At 66.0% G+C, this 14,753-nt stretch carries 17 protein-coding genes; 11 read left to right on the top strand and 6 right to left on the bottom strand.

The genetic code is table 11. The features are described 5' to 3' along the window. Positions 1-144 precede the first annotated feature (144 nt). The 3 genes from ACUCV3_RS12580 (at position 145) to ACUCV3_RS12570 (ending at position 3,383) form a co-directional block, all read left to right on the top strand. Complete coding sequence (locus tag ACUCV3_RS12580) at positions 145-1,437, top strand: methyl-accepting chemotaxis protein (protein WP_004210187.1); 1,293 nt, start codon at positions 145-147, stop codon at positions 1,435-1,437. A 197-nt stretch (positions 1,438-1,634) separates the two neighbouring features. Next, on the top strand, positions 1,635-2,633 hold the full coding sequence (locus ACUCV3_RS12575; protein WP_037515821.1) for a 50S ribosomal protein L11 methyltransferase: 999 nt from the start codon (positions 1,635-1,637) through the stop codon (positions 2,631-2,633). A 30-nt stretch (positions 2,634-2,663) separates the two neighbouring features. Further along, positions 2,664-3,383 carry a dienelactone hydrolase family protein gene (locus tag ACUCV3_RS12570; protein WP_037506276.1) on the top strand — a complete coding sequence of 240 codons (720 nt, stop codon included), beginning with the start codon at positions 2,664-2,666 and terminating at the stop codon, positions 3,381-3,383. On the opposite strand, the gene ACUCV3_RS12565 is transcribed toward ACUCV3_RS12570, so the two are convergent. From ACUCV3_RS12565 to ACUCV3_RS12555, 3 genes are read right to left on the bottom strand one after another with little or no spacing between them, the layout of a single operon-like run. Further along, positions 3,380-4,744, bottom strand: coding sequence for an amidase (locus ACUCV3_RS12565; RefSeq protein WP_482240664.1), 1,365 nt, complete (start codon positions 4,742-4,744; stop codon positions 3,380-3,382). The genes ACUCV3_RS12570 and ACUCV3_RS12565 overlap by 4 nt on opposite strands. Before the next feature lie 38 nt (positions 4,745-4,782). Continuing rightward, positions 4,783-5,913 carry a M14 family metallopeptidase gene (locus ACUCV3_RS12560; protein ID WP_017499327.1) on the bottom strand — a complete coding sequence of 377 codons (1,131 nt, stop codon included), beginning with the start codon at positions 5,911-5,913 and terminating at the stop codon, positions 4,783-4,785. Continuing rightward, complete coding sequence (locus ACUCV3_RS12555) at positions 5,910-6,500, bottom strand: DUF4136 domain-containing protein (protein ID WP_004210178.1); 591 nt, start codon at positions 6,498-6,500, stop codon at positions 5,910-5,912. The genes ACUCV3_RS12560 and ACUCV3_RS12555 overlap by 4 nt, the downstream gene beginning before the upstream one ends. A gap of 196 nt (positions 6,501-6,696) precedes the next feature. Between ACUCV3_RS12555 and ykgO the strand changes: the two genes are divergently transcribed. Further along, positions 6,697-6,822 (top strand): type B 50S ribosomal protein L36, encoded by a 126-nt coding sequence (ykgO, locus tag ACUCV3_RS12550; RefSeq protein ID WP_004210176.1) that lies wholly within the window; start codon positions 6,697-6,699, stop codon positions 6,820-6,822. A 182-nt stretch (positions 6,823-7,004) separates the two neighbouring features. Here ykgO and pyk read toward each other — a convergent pair whose 3' ends face one another. Beyond that, entirely contained in the window at positions 7,005-8,477 is a 1,473-nt protein-coding gene (gene pyk, locus ACUCV3_RS12545) for a pyruvate kinase (protein ID WP_279727657.1), read from the bottom strand. A 104-nt stretch (positions 8,478-8,581) separates the two neighbouring features. Between pyk and ACUCV3_RS12540 the strand changes: the two genes are divergently transcribed. The 7 genes from ACUCV3_RS12540 to ACUCV3_RS12510 all read left to right on the top strand — a co-directional run bounded on the left by ACUCV3_RS12540 (position 8,582) and on the right by ACUCV3_RS12510 (position 11,916). Next, a complete protein-coding gene (locus ACUCV3_RS12540) occupies positions 8,582-8,881 on the top strand; it encodes a DUF1244 domain-containing protein (RefSeq protein WP_278394791.1) in 300 nt (99 codons plus the stop codon). Positions 8,882-9,046: 165 nt separating this feature from the next. Continuing rightward, on the top strand, positions 9,047-9,289 hold the full coding sequence (locus ACUCV3_RS12535; RefSeq protein ID WP_004210171.1) for a DUF2312 domain-containing protein: 243 nt from the start codon (positions 9,047-9,049) through the stop codon (positions 9,287-9,289). A gap of 123 nt (positions 9,290-9,412) precedes the next feature. Further along, positions 9,413-9,739, top strand: coding sequence for a heavy metal-binding domain-containing protein (locus ACUCV3_RS12530; RefSeq protein ID WP_004210170.1), 327 nt, complete (start codon positions 9,413-9,415; stop codon positions 9,737-9,739). A gap of 94 nt (positions 9,740-9,833) precedes the next feature. Then, on the top strand, positions 9,834-10,577 hold the full coding sequence (locus tag ACUCV3_RS12525; protein WP_004210169.1) for a YebC/PmpR family DNA-binding transcriptional regulator: 744 nt from the start codon (positions 9,834-9,836) through the stop codon (positions 10,575-10,577). Positions 10,578-10,661: 84 nt separating this feature from the next. Continuing rightward, positions 10,662-11,153 (top strand): crossover junction endodeoxyribonuclease RuvC, encoded by a 492-nt coding sequence (ruvC, locus tag ACUCV3_RS12520; RefSeq protein WP_004210168.1) that lies wholly within the window; start codon positions 10,662-10,664, stop codon positions 11,151-11,153. Between the two features lie 25 nt (positions 11,154-11,178). Then, positions 11,179-11,409, top strand: a complete 231-nt coding sequence (locus ACUCV3_RS12515) for a DUF2188 domain-containing protein (RefSeq protein ID WP_004210167.1) — start codon at positions 11,179-11,181, stop codon at positions 11,407-11,409. 69 nt (positions 11,410-11,478) lie between these two features. Beyond that, positions 11,479-11,916: a response regulator gene (locus tag ACUCV3_RS12510; protein WP_037515798.1), complete on the top strand. Its 438-nt coding sequence runs from the start codon at positions 11,479-11,481 to the stop codon at positions 11,914-11,916. On the opposite strand, the gene ACUCV3_RS12505 is transcribed toward ACUCV3_RS12510, so the two are convergent. Next, complete coding sequence (locus ACUCV3_RS12505) at positions 11,861-13,378, bottom strand: PAS domain-containing protein (protein WP_279727656.1); 1,518 nt, start codon at positions 13,376-13,378, stop codon at positions 11,861-11,863. The genes ACUCV3_RS12510 and ACUCV3_RS12505 overlap by 56 nt on opposite strands. Then, positions 13,371-14,654, bottom strand: a complete 1,284-nt coding sequence (murA, locus tag ACUCV3_RS12500) for a UDP-N-acetylglucosamine 1-carboxyvinyltransferase (RefSeq protein WP_004210161.1) — start codon at positions 14,652-14,654, stop codon at positions 13,371-13,373. The genes ACUCV3_RS12505 and murA overlap by 8 nt, the downstream gene beginning before the upstream one ends. Positions 14,655-14,753 lie beyond the last annotated feature (99 nt).

The following is a 14,753-nucleotide window of genomic DNA, read 5'->3' as shown; positions in this document are numbered from 1 at the left end:
GCCGCGCGGACCATGTCGATGCGCGCGCCCAAATAAGAAGTGATTAACCAAATGGCGCTATCACCGCCTGGTTCGTCCTGACACCTATTTGGGGTTCTGCAATCCATGACTTCCGCCACCACGCCCAGGAACGCCATCGCCCAGATGCTGGCCGAAGTGGACCCCCGCGGTGATCTGGCCCGTGGCATGGCCGAAATCGAGCAGCTGGTTGCCGACGATGCGGTCGTCGCCGCCCGCACCTTCTTCTCCACCTATATGGACAGTTCGGGCCTGCGAAACCGGTTGCAGCCCACGACGCTGGCGAAGATCGAGACCGCCGCGCATGAATATGTCCGCCAGAAGCTGCGCCATTACAGCGCCGGCGATTGGGCGCTGTCCTCCACCGCCTGCGTCCGCCACGCCCGCAAGCACGGCATTTCCGTGCGCGGCGTGCTGCTGCCCGTCGCCGCCGCCAACGAGAAACTGACCGATATCATCTGGGAACGCGCAGCCGACGACGCCACCCGGCGCCGGCTGGTCGACATCATGGCGCAGGTCGGCATGGTCGATGCCGGACTGATGGCCAATGTGATCGCGATCGACGATGCCGAAAGCCAGCGCAATGCGCGCCAGCAGTTCGGCGTCCTGTTCGAACAGCGCATCATGGGCGAGATCGACGGCGCGTCGCAGCTGGGCGAATCGCTGCGCGAACAGGCCAAGGATGCCTCCGCCGCGACCCGCGGCATGCTGGGCAAGGCGTCGGAAGTCGCCGCCGCCGCCGAACAATCCGCCCTTGCGATGCGCGAGGCTGCCCGCACCTCGGCCGGGCTGATCCGCGCGATCGAGGACGCGCGCACCGAAGTGGAAAGCGCCGCCGAAGTGGCACAGCGCGCCGCGTCGCAATCGGGCGACGCCGTTTCCATGTCGGCCACCCTGTCGGACCATGCCAAGTCGATCGAATCGATCCTGGGCCTGATCCGCGACATTGCCGGCCAGACCAACCTGCTGGCGCTCAATGCCACGATCGAGGCCGCCCGTGCCGGTGACGCCGGGCGCGGCTTTGCCGTGGTGGCGCAGGAAGTGAAGAGCCTGGCCAACCAGACCGCCCGAGCCACGGACGAGATTGCCGGCAAGATCGCCGCCATCCAGGCATCGACCCGCCAGTCGGTGGAGACCAACGAGCGCATCCGCGACACCGTCGGCGAAGTGCAGGCCAGTGCCCAGCGCATCCGCCACGCCATGGACGCCCAGGCCCAGACCGTGACGATGATCACCGCCGCCGTCGACGAGACCGCGCTGGCGGCCGACTCGATGTCGACCACCATTTCGGCGATCCGCCAGGACACCGAAGTGGTCGCATCGGAAATCGACCAGCTGGAACGCGGCTTCATGAGCGTCGAGGGCAAGCTGTCCAGCCTGCGGCATGCCTCTAGCGACTTCGGCCGCCAGGTCGCCTGAGACTGGGCTGAGGCCGGGCTGCAAATAGCGCCTTTCTGCGCTTCCGGTGCTCACGTGCTTCAAGCACGTTCCGTCGGACCGAGGCACGTGACTCGGTCCGAGGTTCTCGAAAGTCACTATTTTCGCTCCGGCCTGAGCCCAATCTGACAATTGCCAGATGCTTCCCCTCTTCCCTCTGCTGGTCTAAAGGCGGCGGCATGAATGATGTCGCTGCGCCAGCCGCCCAGAGCTGGAAAGTCACCCTGCCCTGCACCCGCGCCGAAGCGGAGGCGCTGGACGGGGACATCGCCGCCTTCGCCCTGATGGAGCATCCGCCGGTGCTGATGACCAGCGAGGCGGAGCCGGACGACGAGAATAAGTGGCAGCTCGACGCCTATTTCGAGGGCAAGCCGAGCCCGGCGGCGATCAAGCTGCTCAAGACCCTGGTGCCCAGCGCATCGGGAATCAAGCCGCAGGTGGAAGCGCTGCCCGACGAGGATTGGGTGACGATGAGCCAGCAGGGGCTGGAACCCGTCACCGCCGGCCGATTCCATGTGCGCAATGTCGCCAGCGACCCCGAACAGCCCGGCCATGTCAATTTCCTGATCGAGGCGAGTCGCGCCTTTGGCACCGGCCAGCATGAGACCACCGCCGGCTGCCTGGCGATGATCGACCGGATGCGCAGCGTCGGCATGCGGTTCCGCAATGTCGCCGATATCGGCACCGGCACCGGCCTGCTCGCCTTTGCCGCAATGACATTATGGCCGCGCGCCCATGCGATTGCTTCCGACATTGATCCGGTGGCGGTCGACATCAGCCGGGAAAATGCCGTGGCGAACGGCATTGCCCTGGGCGGGGGGGCCGGCCAGTTGGCGCTCTGCACCGCCGCCGGCGTAGATCATCCCGCGCTGGTCGGCCGCGCGCCCTATGACCTGCTGATCGCAAACATCCTGGCCGGGCCGCTGATCGAACTGGCGCCTTCGCTCTGCGCGCTGGTGGAGGATGGTGGCACGATCGTGCTCGCCGGCCTGCTCAATGAACAGGCCGATGCGGTAATCGCCGCCTATCGCGCGCAGGGCATGCGCCTCGCCGAACGCAGCGATCGCGGTCATTGGCCGACGCTGCGCCTGCGCAAACGGCCGCAGATCGGCTGGAAGCGCCCCCGCCGCATCAATACCGCCGCGCGTGGCGAAGCCCCCGGCTTCGGCAGCATCTGACTTTTCGACTTATCCACAGGAGACGCTTTCATGGTCCTCACCCGTCAGACGATCATCCATGACGGTCCGGGCGGCACGTTCGAAAGCGTCGCCGTGGTCGACGATGCCGCCGCCGGCCCGGTGCCGGGCATCCTGCTGGTTCCCAATGTCCTGGGCACCAAGGAAGCCGACTTCCTCTATGCGGAGAAGGTCGCGGCGCTGGGCTATGCGGTGCTGGTCGCCGACGTCTTTGGGCAGGGCAAGCGCACCACCCGCGAGGATCCCGATGCCGGACGCTACATGAACGAACTCAACGCCGACCGCGTGCTACTGCGCGACCGGATGCTGGGCGCCCACGCGCTGCTCAAGAATATGCCGGCAGTCGATGCCGCCCGCACGGCCGCGATCGGCTTCTGCTTCGGCGGCAAATGCGTGCTCGATCTGGCCCGCGCGGGCGCCGACATTGCCGGCGGCGTCAGCTTCCACGGCGTCTATGAGGCACCGCCCTTCCCCAACGCCACGATCACCGCCAAGCTGCTGGTCTGCCACGGCTGGGAAGACCCGATCGCGCCGCCCGAGGCGACCGTCGGCCTGGCGAAGGAACTGACCGAGGCGGGCTGCGACTGGCAGATCCATGCCTATGGCCATACCGGCCACGCCTTCACCGACGAAAGCGTCCATATGCCCGAAAAGGGGCTGGCCTACAGCGCCGACGCCGACCGCCGCAGCTTCCGCGCGATGGTGAATTTCCTGGAGGAATTGTTCGGCTAAACCGCCAGCAGCTTCTCCACCGCTGCCGCGATCGCGAACAGGCGCTGGTCCTGCCCTGCCCGCGCCATCAGCATCAGGCCGACCGGCAGGCCGTCCTCGCGCGGCAGCGGCAGGGAAATGGCGCACAGGTCGAAGCTGTTGCCGAGGCCGGTGTTGCGCAGCAGCAGCCGGTTGCGGGCGACGAAGTCGTCGGCATGCGCCACCTCGGCCTGAGTCGGCGCGACGATCGGCGTGGTCGGCAACACCAATATGTCCAATCCGGCCAGGCGCGCGTCCATCGACCGCACCAGTGCGGCGCGCTCCACCAGCATCTGCTTATGGCGTTCGGGCGTCACGTCGCGGCCTGCCTGCATCCGCGCCAGCACGATCGGATCGAAATCCTGCGCGCGGCTCGCGATTCGCTCGCGGTGGATCGCATAGGCCTCGACCGAGGCGATCGGCACCGGCGACTGGAGCGCCTGCATCGCGTCGAATTGCGGGAAGACCTCGTCACTGAGTGTCACGCCCGCCTTGCCCAGCCGCGCCAGCGCATCGGCGAAACGCGCCGCGACGGTCGCGTCCAGATCGGCCAGCGGCAGGCCCTGCGGAATCCCGGCGCGCAGCCCCTTGAGCGGCGCGAGGTCGAGCCGGCGGGGCGCCTCGCCCGCCAGTATCGCATCGGTGCGGAAACAGGCGTCGACGCTGGTCGCGATCGGCCCGATCGAATCAAGCGTGGGCGACAGCGGAAAGGCGCCATCGGTCGGCACCCGCGCCTTGGTCGGCTTGTAGCCGACGACGCCGCACAGCGCGGCGGGAATGCGGCAGGAACCGCCGGTATCGGTGCCGATGGCGATCTCGCACATCTGATCGGCCACCGCGACGGCGCCGCCGCTGGTCGATCCGCCCGGCACGCGGCCCCGGTCGGCCGGATTGCCCGGCGTGCCATAATGGGGATTTACGCCGACGCCGGAAAAGGCGAATTCGACCATGTTGGTCTTGCCGACGATCACCGCGCCGGCCTGCTTCAGCCGGGCAACGACCGGCGCATCGACGGTGGCGGGCGGGGCATCGGCCAGGATCAGCGAACCGGCGCGGGTCGGCTCGCCCGCGACATCGAACAGATCCTTGATGCTGACGATCGCGCCGTCGATCGGCGAGAGCGGCGAAGCGGCGCGGGCATCGGCCGCATCCGCCGCCGCCCGCGCGCTGTCCGCATAGAGGGTGAGGTAGGTGCGCCTGCCCTCCCCCGCCGGGTCGGCGATGCGCGCGAGCGCTGCTTCCAGACGCTCGCGCGACGGGCGGGATTTGGCGATGGCCGGCGCGCCGACGGTGCCGAGCGCCATGGCGCCACCGGCGCCGTGCAGGATCGTCCGTCGCGTCACGCCGCCATGCTCCATTATTGCCCCCCCGACCAGCCTCGTCAGATATCCTCGATCATCTCCGCCAGCACGGCCAGGCAATCCTTGCCCAGTTGCGCCGAACGGGCCGGCGACCAGCCGAAATCGGCGTCGGGCAGATCGTCATTATCCTTGAACGGCATTTCCAGCGTCATCGCGACCGCGCCGAAGCGCTCTGCCAGCTGGTTGGTCGACATGGCGAGATTGGCCTTGCCGCCGCCCGCCACCGGATAGCCGAGGCGCGTCTGGAAATCGGGCGTGCGGGCCGCCAGCGTGTCGCGATAGCGATGATAGAGCGAGAGTTGCCGGTCGGTGATCGAGGGGATGCCCTCGAAGCCAGCCAGGAACACCGCCGGGATCGCCTCGTCGCCATGCACGTCCATGGCGAAATCGACGCCGGTCTCATCCATCGCGGCACGGACCAGATAGACTTCCGGGCTCTTGTCCATCGACGGCTCATGCCATTCGCGGTTGAGATTGATGCCCGCCGCATTGGTGCGCAGATGACCGCGCCGGCTGCCGTCCGGATTCATGTTGGGCACGATGTGGAAAGTCGCCTTCTGACGCAGATAGCGCGCCACCGCGTCCTCGTCGTCGGTCAGCCGCTCCAGCGCGCCTTCCATCCACCACTCGGCCATGCTCTCGCCGGGATGCTGGCGGGCATAGAGCCAGACATTCTTGGGGCCTTCGCCGACGCTCAGCATGTCGAGCGGCTGGCCATCCAGCGTCAGGCCCAGTTCGCGATGCTCGACGCCCGGCTGGCAGGCGGCCCAGGCGACCAGATCATGATGGCGCTCCATCGAATAGGGCGCGAAATAGGCAAGCCAGACGGCATTGCTGTCGGGCGAGAGGCGGATCGTCAGCGTACCGTCGGCATAGTCGGTATCGGCCTGAAGCCAATTCTCGCGATCCTCGCTCATCCGCGCCTTGTAGCCCGGCCAGCCGTCGGGATAGGCCGAGCCCGCGCAGTTCACGATCGCCAGTTCCACTTCGCGTCCGGCGGCGCCCGCCAGACGGAAATGGAACCATTGATAGAAGTCGCTGTCCTTGTCCTTGACGATTTCCAGCTCGGCGCGGACGCCTTCTGGACTGTCGGTGATGGAAAGGACGCGGATGTTGCCGCTGTCGAAGGCGCTCGAAATGGAGATGGTCATTTGACCGTTATAGTCCGCCCGGATTCGCCCGGATAGCCCCCGAGGAGGGCGGCGGCGAGCTTTTGCGCGACGGCGCGCGGCTGCGACTCGGGCGTACCTTCACGCGATTCGGTCGAGGCGCGGCCTTCCCAGATGGCGGCCTGATCGCTGCGACGGCGAATCTGGATCTGCAATTCGGTGGAGACGATATCCTTGGGCTTGCCCGACAGATTGATGCCGACGCCCAGACCGAGGCCGGAATAGCCGCCACTGCCCAGCGCCCCGCCAACGCCCACGCTGACCGGCTTGTCATTGCGCGCGGTGCCGGTCGGGCGGAAGCTGCGGCGGAAGCCGACCAGCGCGACATAGTCGCTGCCCGCATCGCCCGCATTGGTGAAGCCGACGCGCTGCAGCTCCTGGCTCACCGCGCCGGCATAGGTGCGAAATTCTAGGCCAACGTCCGGATTGCCGGGGATTTCCTGTACCGCGATCGATCCGGTCTGTGCCGGGCTGCCATTGTGGAATCGCGTCACCTCCACCGACGGCACCGTCGCGCAGGCGGCGAGCGACAGGGCAAGGCAGGAGGAGAGGATGATCTGTTTCAACATGCGATTGCACTCCAACGGGACTATGTCCAACACGCCGCCGACATAGCATTCCCTTCCAACGGGTGAAGCCATGACTTGGCTGCATGCAGGATGAACGGTGGCAAAAGGCGGTGGCCTGCGCTTGACTTTCGGCCGCCTCCCCCATAGGGGCTGCGCTTCGATTTTTCCAATCAGACATGATTCCAGAAGGCTGACAATGAAGATCCGCAACTCGCTCAAGTCGCTCAAGGGCCGCCACCGGGACAACCGCGTGATCCGTCGTCGTGGCCGGACCTACGTCATCAACAAGACCAACCGTCGCTTCAAGGCCCGCCAGGGCTAAAAGCGCGGACGGATCGGCTCGCCGATCCTCCGGACCTTCCAAAGGTCTTATTGAGCGCCCGATCCCATGGATCGGGCGCTCAACGTGTTGGCGCGGCATTTTCACGCGAATCGATTCGCGGCCATGAAAAAAGCGCGACCGCCCGATGGGGCGGCCGCGCCGAATCGATCATGCCAAAGCCGTCAGGCGGGCAGGCTGGGCGTTTCGTCGCGCCCCTTCAGCTCGTCGCCGCGCACGGTCGCCACGTGCAGCACATTGGTCGAACCGGGCGTCCCGAAGGGCACGCCGGCCAGCACCACGATCTTGCCGCCCTTGGCGCTCATGTCGTGGCGCAGCGCCATGCGACGCGCCTTGCCGATCATTTCCTCGAAATTGCCGATATCCTTGGTGCGGATCGCATGGACGCCCCAGGTCAGGCCCAGCTTGCGCGCCGTGTCCGAACGTGGCGTCAATGCCAGGATCGGCGCGGACGGCCGCTCGCGCGCCACGCGGCGCACGGTGCTGCCCGACGAGGTGAAGCAGGTGATGACGCTGGCGCCGACGACCGGCACGATGCCCGCGGCAGCCTCCGCCAGGGCGTCGGCAGTGGTCGGGTCGGGCCGGGTCTCAGTGAAGTGCAGACGGGCGAAATAGCCCGGATCGCGCTCCACGCTATGGGCGATGCTGTCCATCATCGACACTGCCTCGACCGGCCAGTCGCCTGCCGCGGTTTCGGCCGACAACATGATCGCGTCGGCGCCGTCATAGACCGCGGTCGCCACGTCCGACACTTCGGCGCGGGTCGGGGTCGGCGCCTTGATCATCGATTCGAGCATCTGGGTCGCAACCACCACCGGACGGCCCATGCGGCGCGCGGTGGCAACGATCTGCTTCTGCAGCGGCGGCACCGCCTGCGGCGGCAATTCCACGCCCAGATCGCCACGCGCGACCATCACGCCGTCGGCCATCTCGATAATCTCCTCCAGCCGCTGCACGGCCGAGGGCTTCTCGATCTTGGCCATCAGCGCGCCATGGCCGCCCATCAGCTTGCGCGCTTCGGCCAGATCCTCGGGCCGCTGGACGAAGCTCAAGGCGATCCAGTCGCAGCCCTGATCGACCGCGAAGCTGAGGTCTCGGCGATCCTTGTCGGTCAGCGCCGGCACCGGCACGACCACGTCGGGCACATTCACGCCCTTGCGGTTGGACAGGGTGCCGCCGATTTCCACGATGGTGTCGATTCGCGTGTCCGTGACCGCCTTCACCCGCAGCACCAGCTTGCCGTCATCCAGCAGCAGCCGGGTCTCGGGGACCAGCGCGGCGTAGATTTCGGGGTGCGGCAGGTTCACGCGCTCGACGGTGCCCGGCGTGTCGTCCCGATCGAGGACGAAGGACGCGCCGGTTTCCAGCACCACCAGCCCCTTCTCGAACGTGCCCACGCGCAGCTTGGGGCCCTGAAGGTCGGCCAGAATCGTGGTCGGCCGGGAAAATTCCTTTTCCAGCTCGCGGATCGTGGCGATGCGGGCGGCATGATCCTCATGCGCGCCATGGCTCATATTGACTCGAAAGGCGTCGGCACCCGCGACAAACAATGCGCGGATCATCTCTGCGCTCTCGCTGGCGGGACCGAGGGTCGCGAGAATGCGAACCTTGCGCGAGCGGGGCGATAGTCGTGTCATGTCTTCTCCTGGCCGTATTGATCGCCTCTGGCTTGCCAGGGCGTCGTTATCGATTATCCGTGCTGCACGACAGGATGATGTAGATTAAGCGAAAGGTTCCGCCTGTGTCCGCTACCATACTCAGTGACGCCGTCGCTGCAACCGCCTTCCGTCGGCTGATCGCGCATTTGCAGCATCGGACCGACGTGCAGAATATCGACCTGATGGGCACGGCCGGCTTCTGCCGCAACTGCCTGGCCGACTGGATTACAGAGGCGGACGGCCATCTGACCCGCGACGAAGCCCGCGCAATCGTCCACGGCATGCCCTTTGCCGAATGGAAGGCCCACCATCAGGGCGAGGCGACGCCCGAGCAGATCGCAAAGATGCAGGAGAGCGTGGCGAAGAACGCGGACAACCATTAAGCGTTCGGCAGATCCTGCCGGACCGGCGCGGCGCGCGAAACGCAGTCCGAATTTCCCGAATGGAGCCTGATTCACGGTATCGTCGGACGCGCAAAGCGCTTCCACCTCGCCCGATCAGGCTCTAGGAGCGTCCACCAACCGATTCACACTGACACGGAGATTCCCATGAGCGAGGGCAATATCGCAGCCGACCAGCTGCGCCTTCTGATCGAGCGCATCGAGCGCCTGGAAGAAGAAAAGAAGGGCATCGGCGACGACATCAAGGACGTCTATCTGGAAGCCAAGGCGACCGGTTACGACCCCAAGATCATGCGCCAGATCATCCGCCTGCGTAAGATGCAGCCGCATGACCGCCAGGAAATGGAAGCGATCCTGCAGACCTATCTGTCCGCGCTGGGCATGGAATAAGGCGGTCCACGCCTTATTCCCGACCGGTGCAAGCCACCGGACCTTGCCGAGGGGTGCTGTCGACCTACATCTGGTCCAGCCCCCTCGCGCCAGGGGCGCCACCAAAATGAGAGGACGCCCCTTATGACCGACATCATCGTCAGCACCACCAGCCGCCTCGAAGGCCGTCCCGCCCAGGATTATCTGGGCATCGTCACCGGCGAAGTGATTGTCGGCGCCAACCTCTTCCGCGACCTGTTCGCCAGTGTGCGCGACATCGTCGGCGGCCGATCGGGCGCCTATGAGGATGTGCTGCAACGCGCCCGCAGCGAAGCGATCGAGGAGATGCAGGGCAATGCCCGCAAGCTCGGCGCCAATGCCGTGGTCGGCGTCGACCTCGACTATGAGGTGATCGGCGCCAATGGCTCCATGCTAATGGTCTCCGCCTCGGGAACCGCGATCCGCTACTGATCGCCGCGCCTCCGCCATCCTCTAGCGTTGCAGGATGGCGACGCGCTCGCTAGAGAGCGCGCTTCGGTTTCACAGAAAATGTCAGGAGAAGGCCGTGGCCGGCCATTCCAAATTCAAGAACATCATGCATCGCAAGGGTGCGCAGGACAAGAAGCGCTCGTCGATGTTCTCCAAGCTGTCGCGCGAAATCACCGTCGCGGCCAAGATGGGCATGCCCGATCCGGACATGAACCCGCGCCTGCGCCTGGCGGTCAACGCCGCCAAGGCCCAGTCGATGCCCAAGGACAATATCCAGCGCGCGATCGACAAGGCGATCGGCGGCGACATGGAGAATTACGAGGAAATCCGCTATGAGGGCTATGGCCCCGGCGGCGTCGCCATCATCGTCGAGGCACTGACCGACAATCGCAACCGCACCGCGACCAATGTCCGCACCGCCTTTGCCAAGAATGGCGGCAACCTGGGCGCGTCGGGCGCGGTGAGCCATGGCTTCGACCGCCTGGGCCTCATCACCTATCCCGCCAGCGCCGGCGATGCCGACGCCGTCTTCGAAGCCGCGCTGGAAGCGGGTGCGGACGATGTCTCGTCGAACGAAGACGAGCATGAGATCTGGACCGCGATGGACGCGCTGCACGAAGTCGCCAAGGCGCTGGAAGCCAAGCTGGGCCCGGCAGAGGGCGCCAAGCTCGCCTGGAAGCCGCAGACCACGCTGGAAGTCGACGAAGCCAATGCCGCAACGCTGCTGAAGCTGGTCGACACGCTGGAAGATGATGACGACGTCCAGACCGTCTGGGGCAATTATGAAGTCTCCGACGCCGTGATGGAGAAGCTGGGCTAAGATGCCCGGCTCCCGTTCGCTTCGGGCGAGATCGCGCAGCGCCGATGCGCGCCGGTCTTGCCCGATGCGGACGATCCTGCACCCATGATCATACTTGGCCTCGACCCCGGCCTCGGCACCACCGGCTGGGGCCTGATTGCCGCCGACGGCAATCGCCTGACCCATGTCGGCAACGGCCAGATCAAGACCGACAGCGCGATGTCGCTGGCGACGCGGCTGATGGCGCTCGACCTGGCACTGACCGACCTGATCCTCGAACATCGGCCCGATGGCGCCGCGGTCGAGGAGGTGTTCGTCAACGTCAATCCGCAATCGACGCTGAAGCTGGGTCAGGCGCGCGGCGTCATCCTGCTGAATGCCGCGCGTTCGGGCATGGAAGTGGGCGAATATGCCGCCCGGCTGGTCAAGAAATCGGTCGTCGGCGTCGGCAACGCGTCGAAGGACCAGGTCCATGCCATGGTCCAGCGGCTGCTGCCCGGCGCCAAGATCGTCGGCTCCGACGCGGCCGATGCCCTTGCGGTGGCGATCACCCATGCCCATCATCTGGCGAGCGCCCGGCGGATGCCCGCGCGCTGACCTGCCATCGGAGACCATCGCGACCATGACCGACCTGCCCCACGCCCGCTACATCATCGTCCCGCATGACGGCGCGTGGAAGATCAACCTCAACAACAGCTATTATGGCCCGTTCGCGACGCAGCAGGCGGCGATCGACAGCGCCACCGAAACGGCGAAGAAGGCAGCGGCAGGCGGCTATCCCGCATCGGTCCTGCTGATGAACGGCACCGCGTTCGACACCGCCTGGACCAGCATCGAAAACGACGACACCTGATTTTTACATATTTCGGGAACTCTTCGTCCCTTTCCGCATTTATCGACACCAGCATAAGCGGGCGCAGGGATGAGCAAGAAGATTCTGATCGTCGAGGACGAGATTTTCGTCGCGTTGGAAATCGAACAGATTGTGCAGGATGCCGGCTTCGATGTCGGCGGCATCGCGGCCGACCGCGAGGCGGCGATGGCCGCCGCCGAATCCTGCGACATCGCCCTGGTCGACCTCAATCTGCGTGATGGCCCCACTGGTCCTGCCATCGGCATGGAATTGGCCAGCCGCTTCGGCATCAAGGTCATCTATGTGACCGCCAATCCGGCGCAGATCGGCACGGCGTCCGTTGCGGCGCTGGGCGTCGTCACCAAGCCCTTCCGCGCGCAGAGCATTGCCCAGACCGTGCGCCTGGCGGCCACCGAAGCAGCCGACCTCGCCACGGCGGAAATTGCCGGCTTTACGCCCTTCCCGCCGCAGCGCGGTGCATCGAGCGTCGCGGTATCCGCAGGCTGAGCCGAAGCCCTTCGGGGCACCATTGCCGTTCGAGCTGACCACCCAGCTGACGCTCGACGCTGAGCGCGATCAGGCGACTGCCAAAGCCTTCGCTGGCGATCGGCGCCACACTCGGTCCGCCCTCTTCGCGCCAGTCGAGCCGGATATCCTCATCCTGCGTCACCACATGCAGCGCGATAAAGCCATCGGGCGTCGATAGCGCGCCATATTTGGCGGCATTGGTCGCCAGTTCATGAAACAGCAGCGCCAGCGGCGTCGCCGAGCGATCATCGATCGGCGGATTGTCGCCCGACAATTGCAGTCGTTCCCGGCCGCCATAGGGCGCAAAAATCTCCTCCAGCACGCCATGAAGCGATGCCTGCTCCTCCGCCATGCTGACGCCGCCGCCATGGGTGCGGACGAAGTCATGCGCCCGCCCCAGCGCCAGGATACGGTCGCGCAGGTCATCCGCCCCTTCCTGCATGCCCGGACGCTCGCGCGCCGACAGGCCGATGAGGCCGGCGATGACGGAAAAGATATTCTTGATCCGGTGCGAGAGTTCATGCGCGATCATCTCGCGCTCTTCGAGCATCAGCTTCTGTTCGTGAATCTCGGTGCAGGTGCCGATCCAGCGGATGATCTGCCCCTGCGCATCGCGGATCGGCAGGGCGCGGCCCAGCGTCCAGCGATAGAGGCCGTCGCGATGCCGCAGCCGATATTCGATTTCATAGGGATCACCGCTCGCCAGCGAATGGCGCCATTTCTCCCAGGCCTTGGGCTGGTCATCGACATGGAACATGCCGTTCCAGGCATCGCCATCGGTCGATCCGGCCGGCACGCCGGTATATTCATACCAGCGCGCATTATAATAATCATGATAGCCGTCGGGCAGGGTCGACCAGACCATTTGCGGCATGGTGTCGGCCAGGGTGCGGAACATGCGATCGCTGTCCGCCACCGCTGCCGCGTCGAGCCGCTGCTGGGCGATCACGTCGCGATCGCGGCGGCGCCCTTCCAGTTCCACCATCACCTGCCGCGCCAGCAGCGACAGCCCCTGGCGCTGCAGCGGGGTCAGATCATCGCGCGGCACCGTATCGATGACGCAGAGCGCACCCAGCGGCTCGCCATCGCCGCCGACCAGCGGCGCCCCGGCATAGAAACGGATATGCGGCGCACCAGTGACCAGTGCATTATCGATGAAGCGCGCATCCTGCGTCGCATCCGGCACGACGAAGATCTTGTCGCCCAGCATGGCAAGGGCGCAGAAGGAGACGTCACGCGGCGTCTCCTCCGCATCCAGCCCGACCCGCGCCAGAAAGCGCTGCCTTACATCCTCGACAATGCTGACGAGCGCGATCGGCGCCCCGCATAGTTGCGCGGCGAAGCTGGTGATATCGTCAAGGGTACGGAAACCGCCGGCGTCGAGATCATAAAGCGCCAGCAGCGCCGCCCGATCCGTTGCCAGGCCGCGTCCGTCAGCCATCGCTGACCCGCTCGATGTCGGCGCCGACGGCCGAGAGCTTTTCCTCCAGCCGCTCATAACCGCGATCGAGATGATAGACGCGGCTGACGATGGTCTCGCCTTCGGCAGCAAGACCGGCGAGGATCAGGCTCATCGAGGCGCGCAGATCGGTCGCCATCACCGGCGCACCGACCAGTTTGTCGACGCCACGCACCACGGCGGTGCGGCCGTTGACGCTGATGTCGGCACCCATGCGCGCCAGTTCAGGCACATGCATGTAGCGATTCTCGAAGATCGTCTCGGTCAGGACCGACGCGCCCTCCGCCTTGGTCAGCATCGCCATGAACTGCGCCTGCATGTCGGTCGGGAAGGCCGGGAAAGGCGCGGTCGACAGGGTCAGCGGCTTGAGCTTGCCGTCGGACGAAACGCGGATGCCGTCGCGATGCTCGTCGACCTGCACGCCAGCGTCGCGCAGCGCAGCCAGGATGGCGTGCATATCGTCGGCATTGGCGCCGATCAGGTCGAGCGAACCGCCGGTGATCGCCGCAGCGCAGGCATAGCTGCCCGCCTCGATACGGTCGGGCATGACACTGTAGGTCGCGCCGTGGAGACGATCGCGGCCGTGGATCACCAGCTTATCGGTGCCCACGCCCTCGATATCGGCGCCCATCGCGATCAGCAACTTGCAGAGATCGACGATTTCCGGCTCGCGCGCGGCATTTTCCAGGATGCAGGTGCCCTTGGCGAGCGAGGCCGCCATCAGCGCATTTTCGGTCGCGCCGACCGACACCACCGGGAAGGTATAGATGCCGCCGGGCAGGCCGCCATCGGGCAGGCTGGCGCGGACATAGCCGGCCGCGATCTCGATGATCGCGCCAAAGGCTTCCAGTGCCTTGAGGTGCAGGTCGATCGGCCGGTTGCCGATCGCGCAGCCGCCGGGCAGCGACACCCGTGCCTCGCCGGCGCGGGCGAGCAGCGGGCCGAGCACCAAGATCGACGCGCGCATCTTGCGCACGATGTCATAGGGCGCCTCGGTCGAAGTCACGCGACCGGCGCGCATCGTCATGACGCGGCCGAAATCCTCCGGACGAGCGCCCTCGATCATGGTCGACACGCCAAGCTGGTTGAGCAGATGGCCGAAGCTGTCGACGTCGGCCAGGCGCGGCAGATTGCGCAGCGCGACGGGCTCGTCGGTCAGCAACGCGCACGGCAGCAGCGTCAGGGCAGCGTTCTTAGCGCCGGAGATGGGAAGGCGGCCATTGAGTTGCTTGCCGCCGCGAATGTGAATGCGGTCCATTGGTTAGGTTTCATAGCGTCTATTGCGCGCCGTGCAAGGCGCGCGCGCGGTCGTTCGGCGTGAAAAACGGGCGGAGCCGGGCGTAGCGGAAGACTATTT

It is taken from the genome of Sphingobium sp. VMM (genome assembly GCF_056790315.1).
Note: the sequence above shows the minus strand (reverse complement) of the source record. Positions and strands in the feature narration are given on the sequence as shown.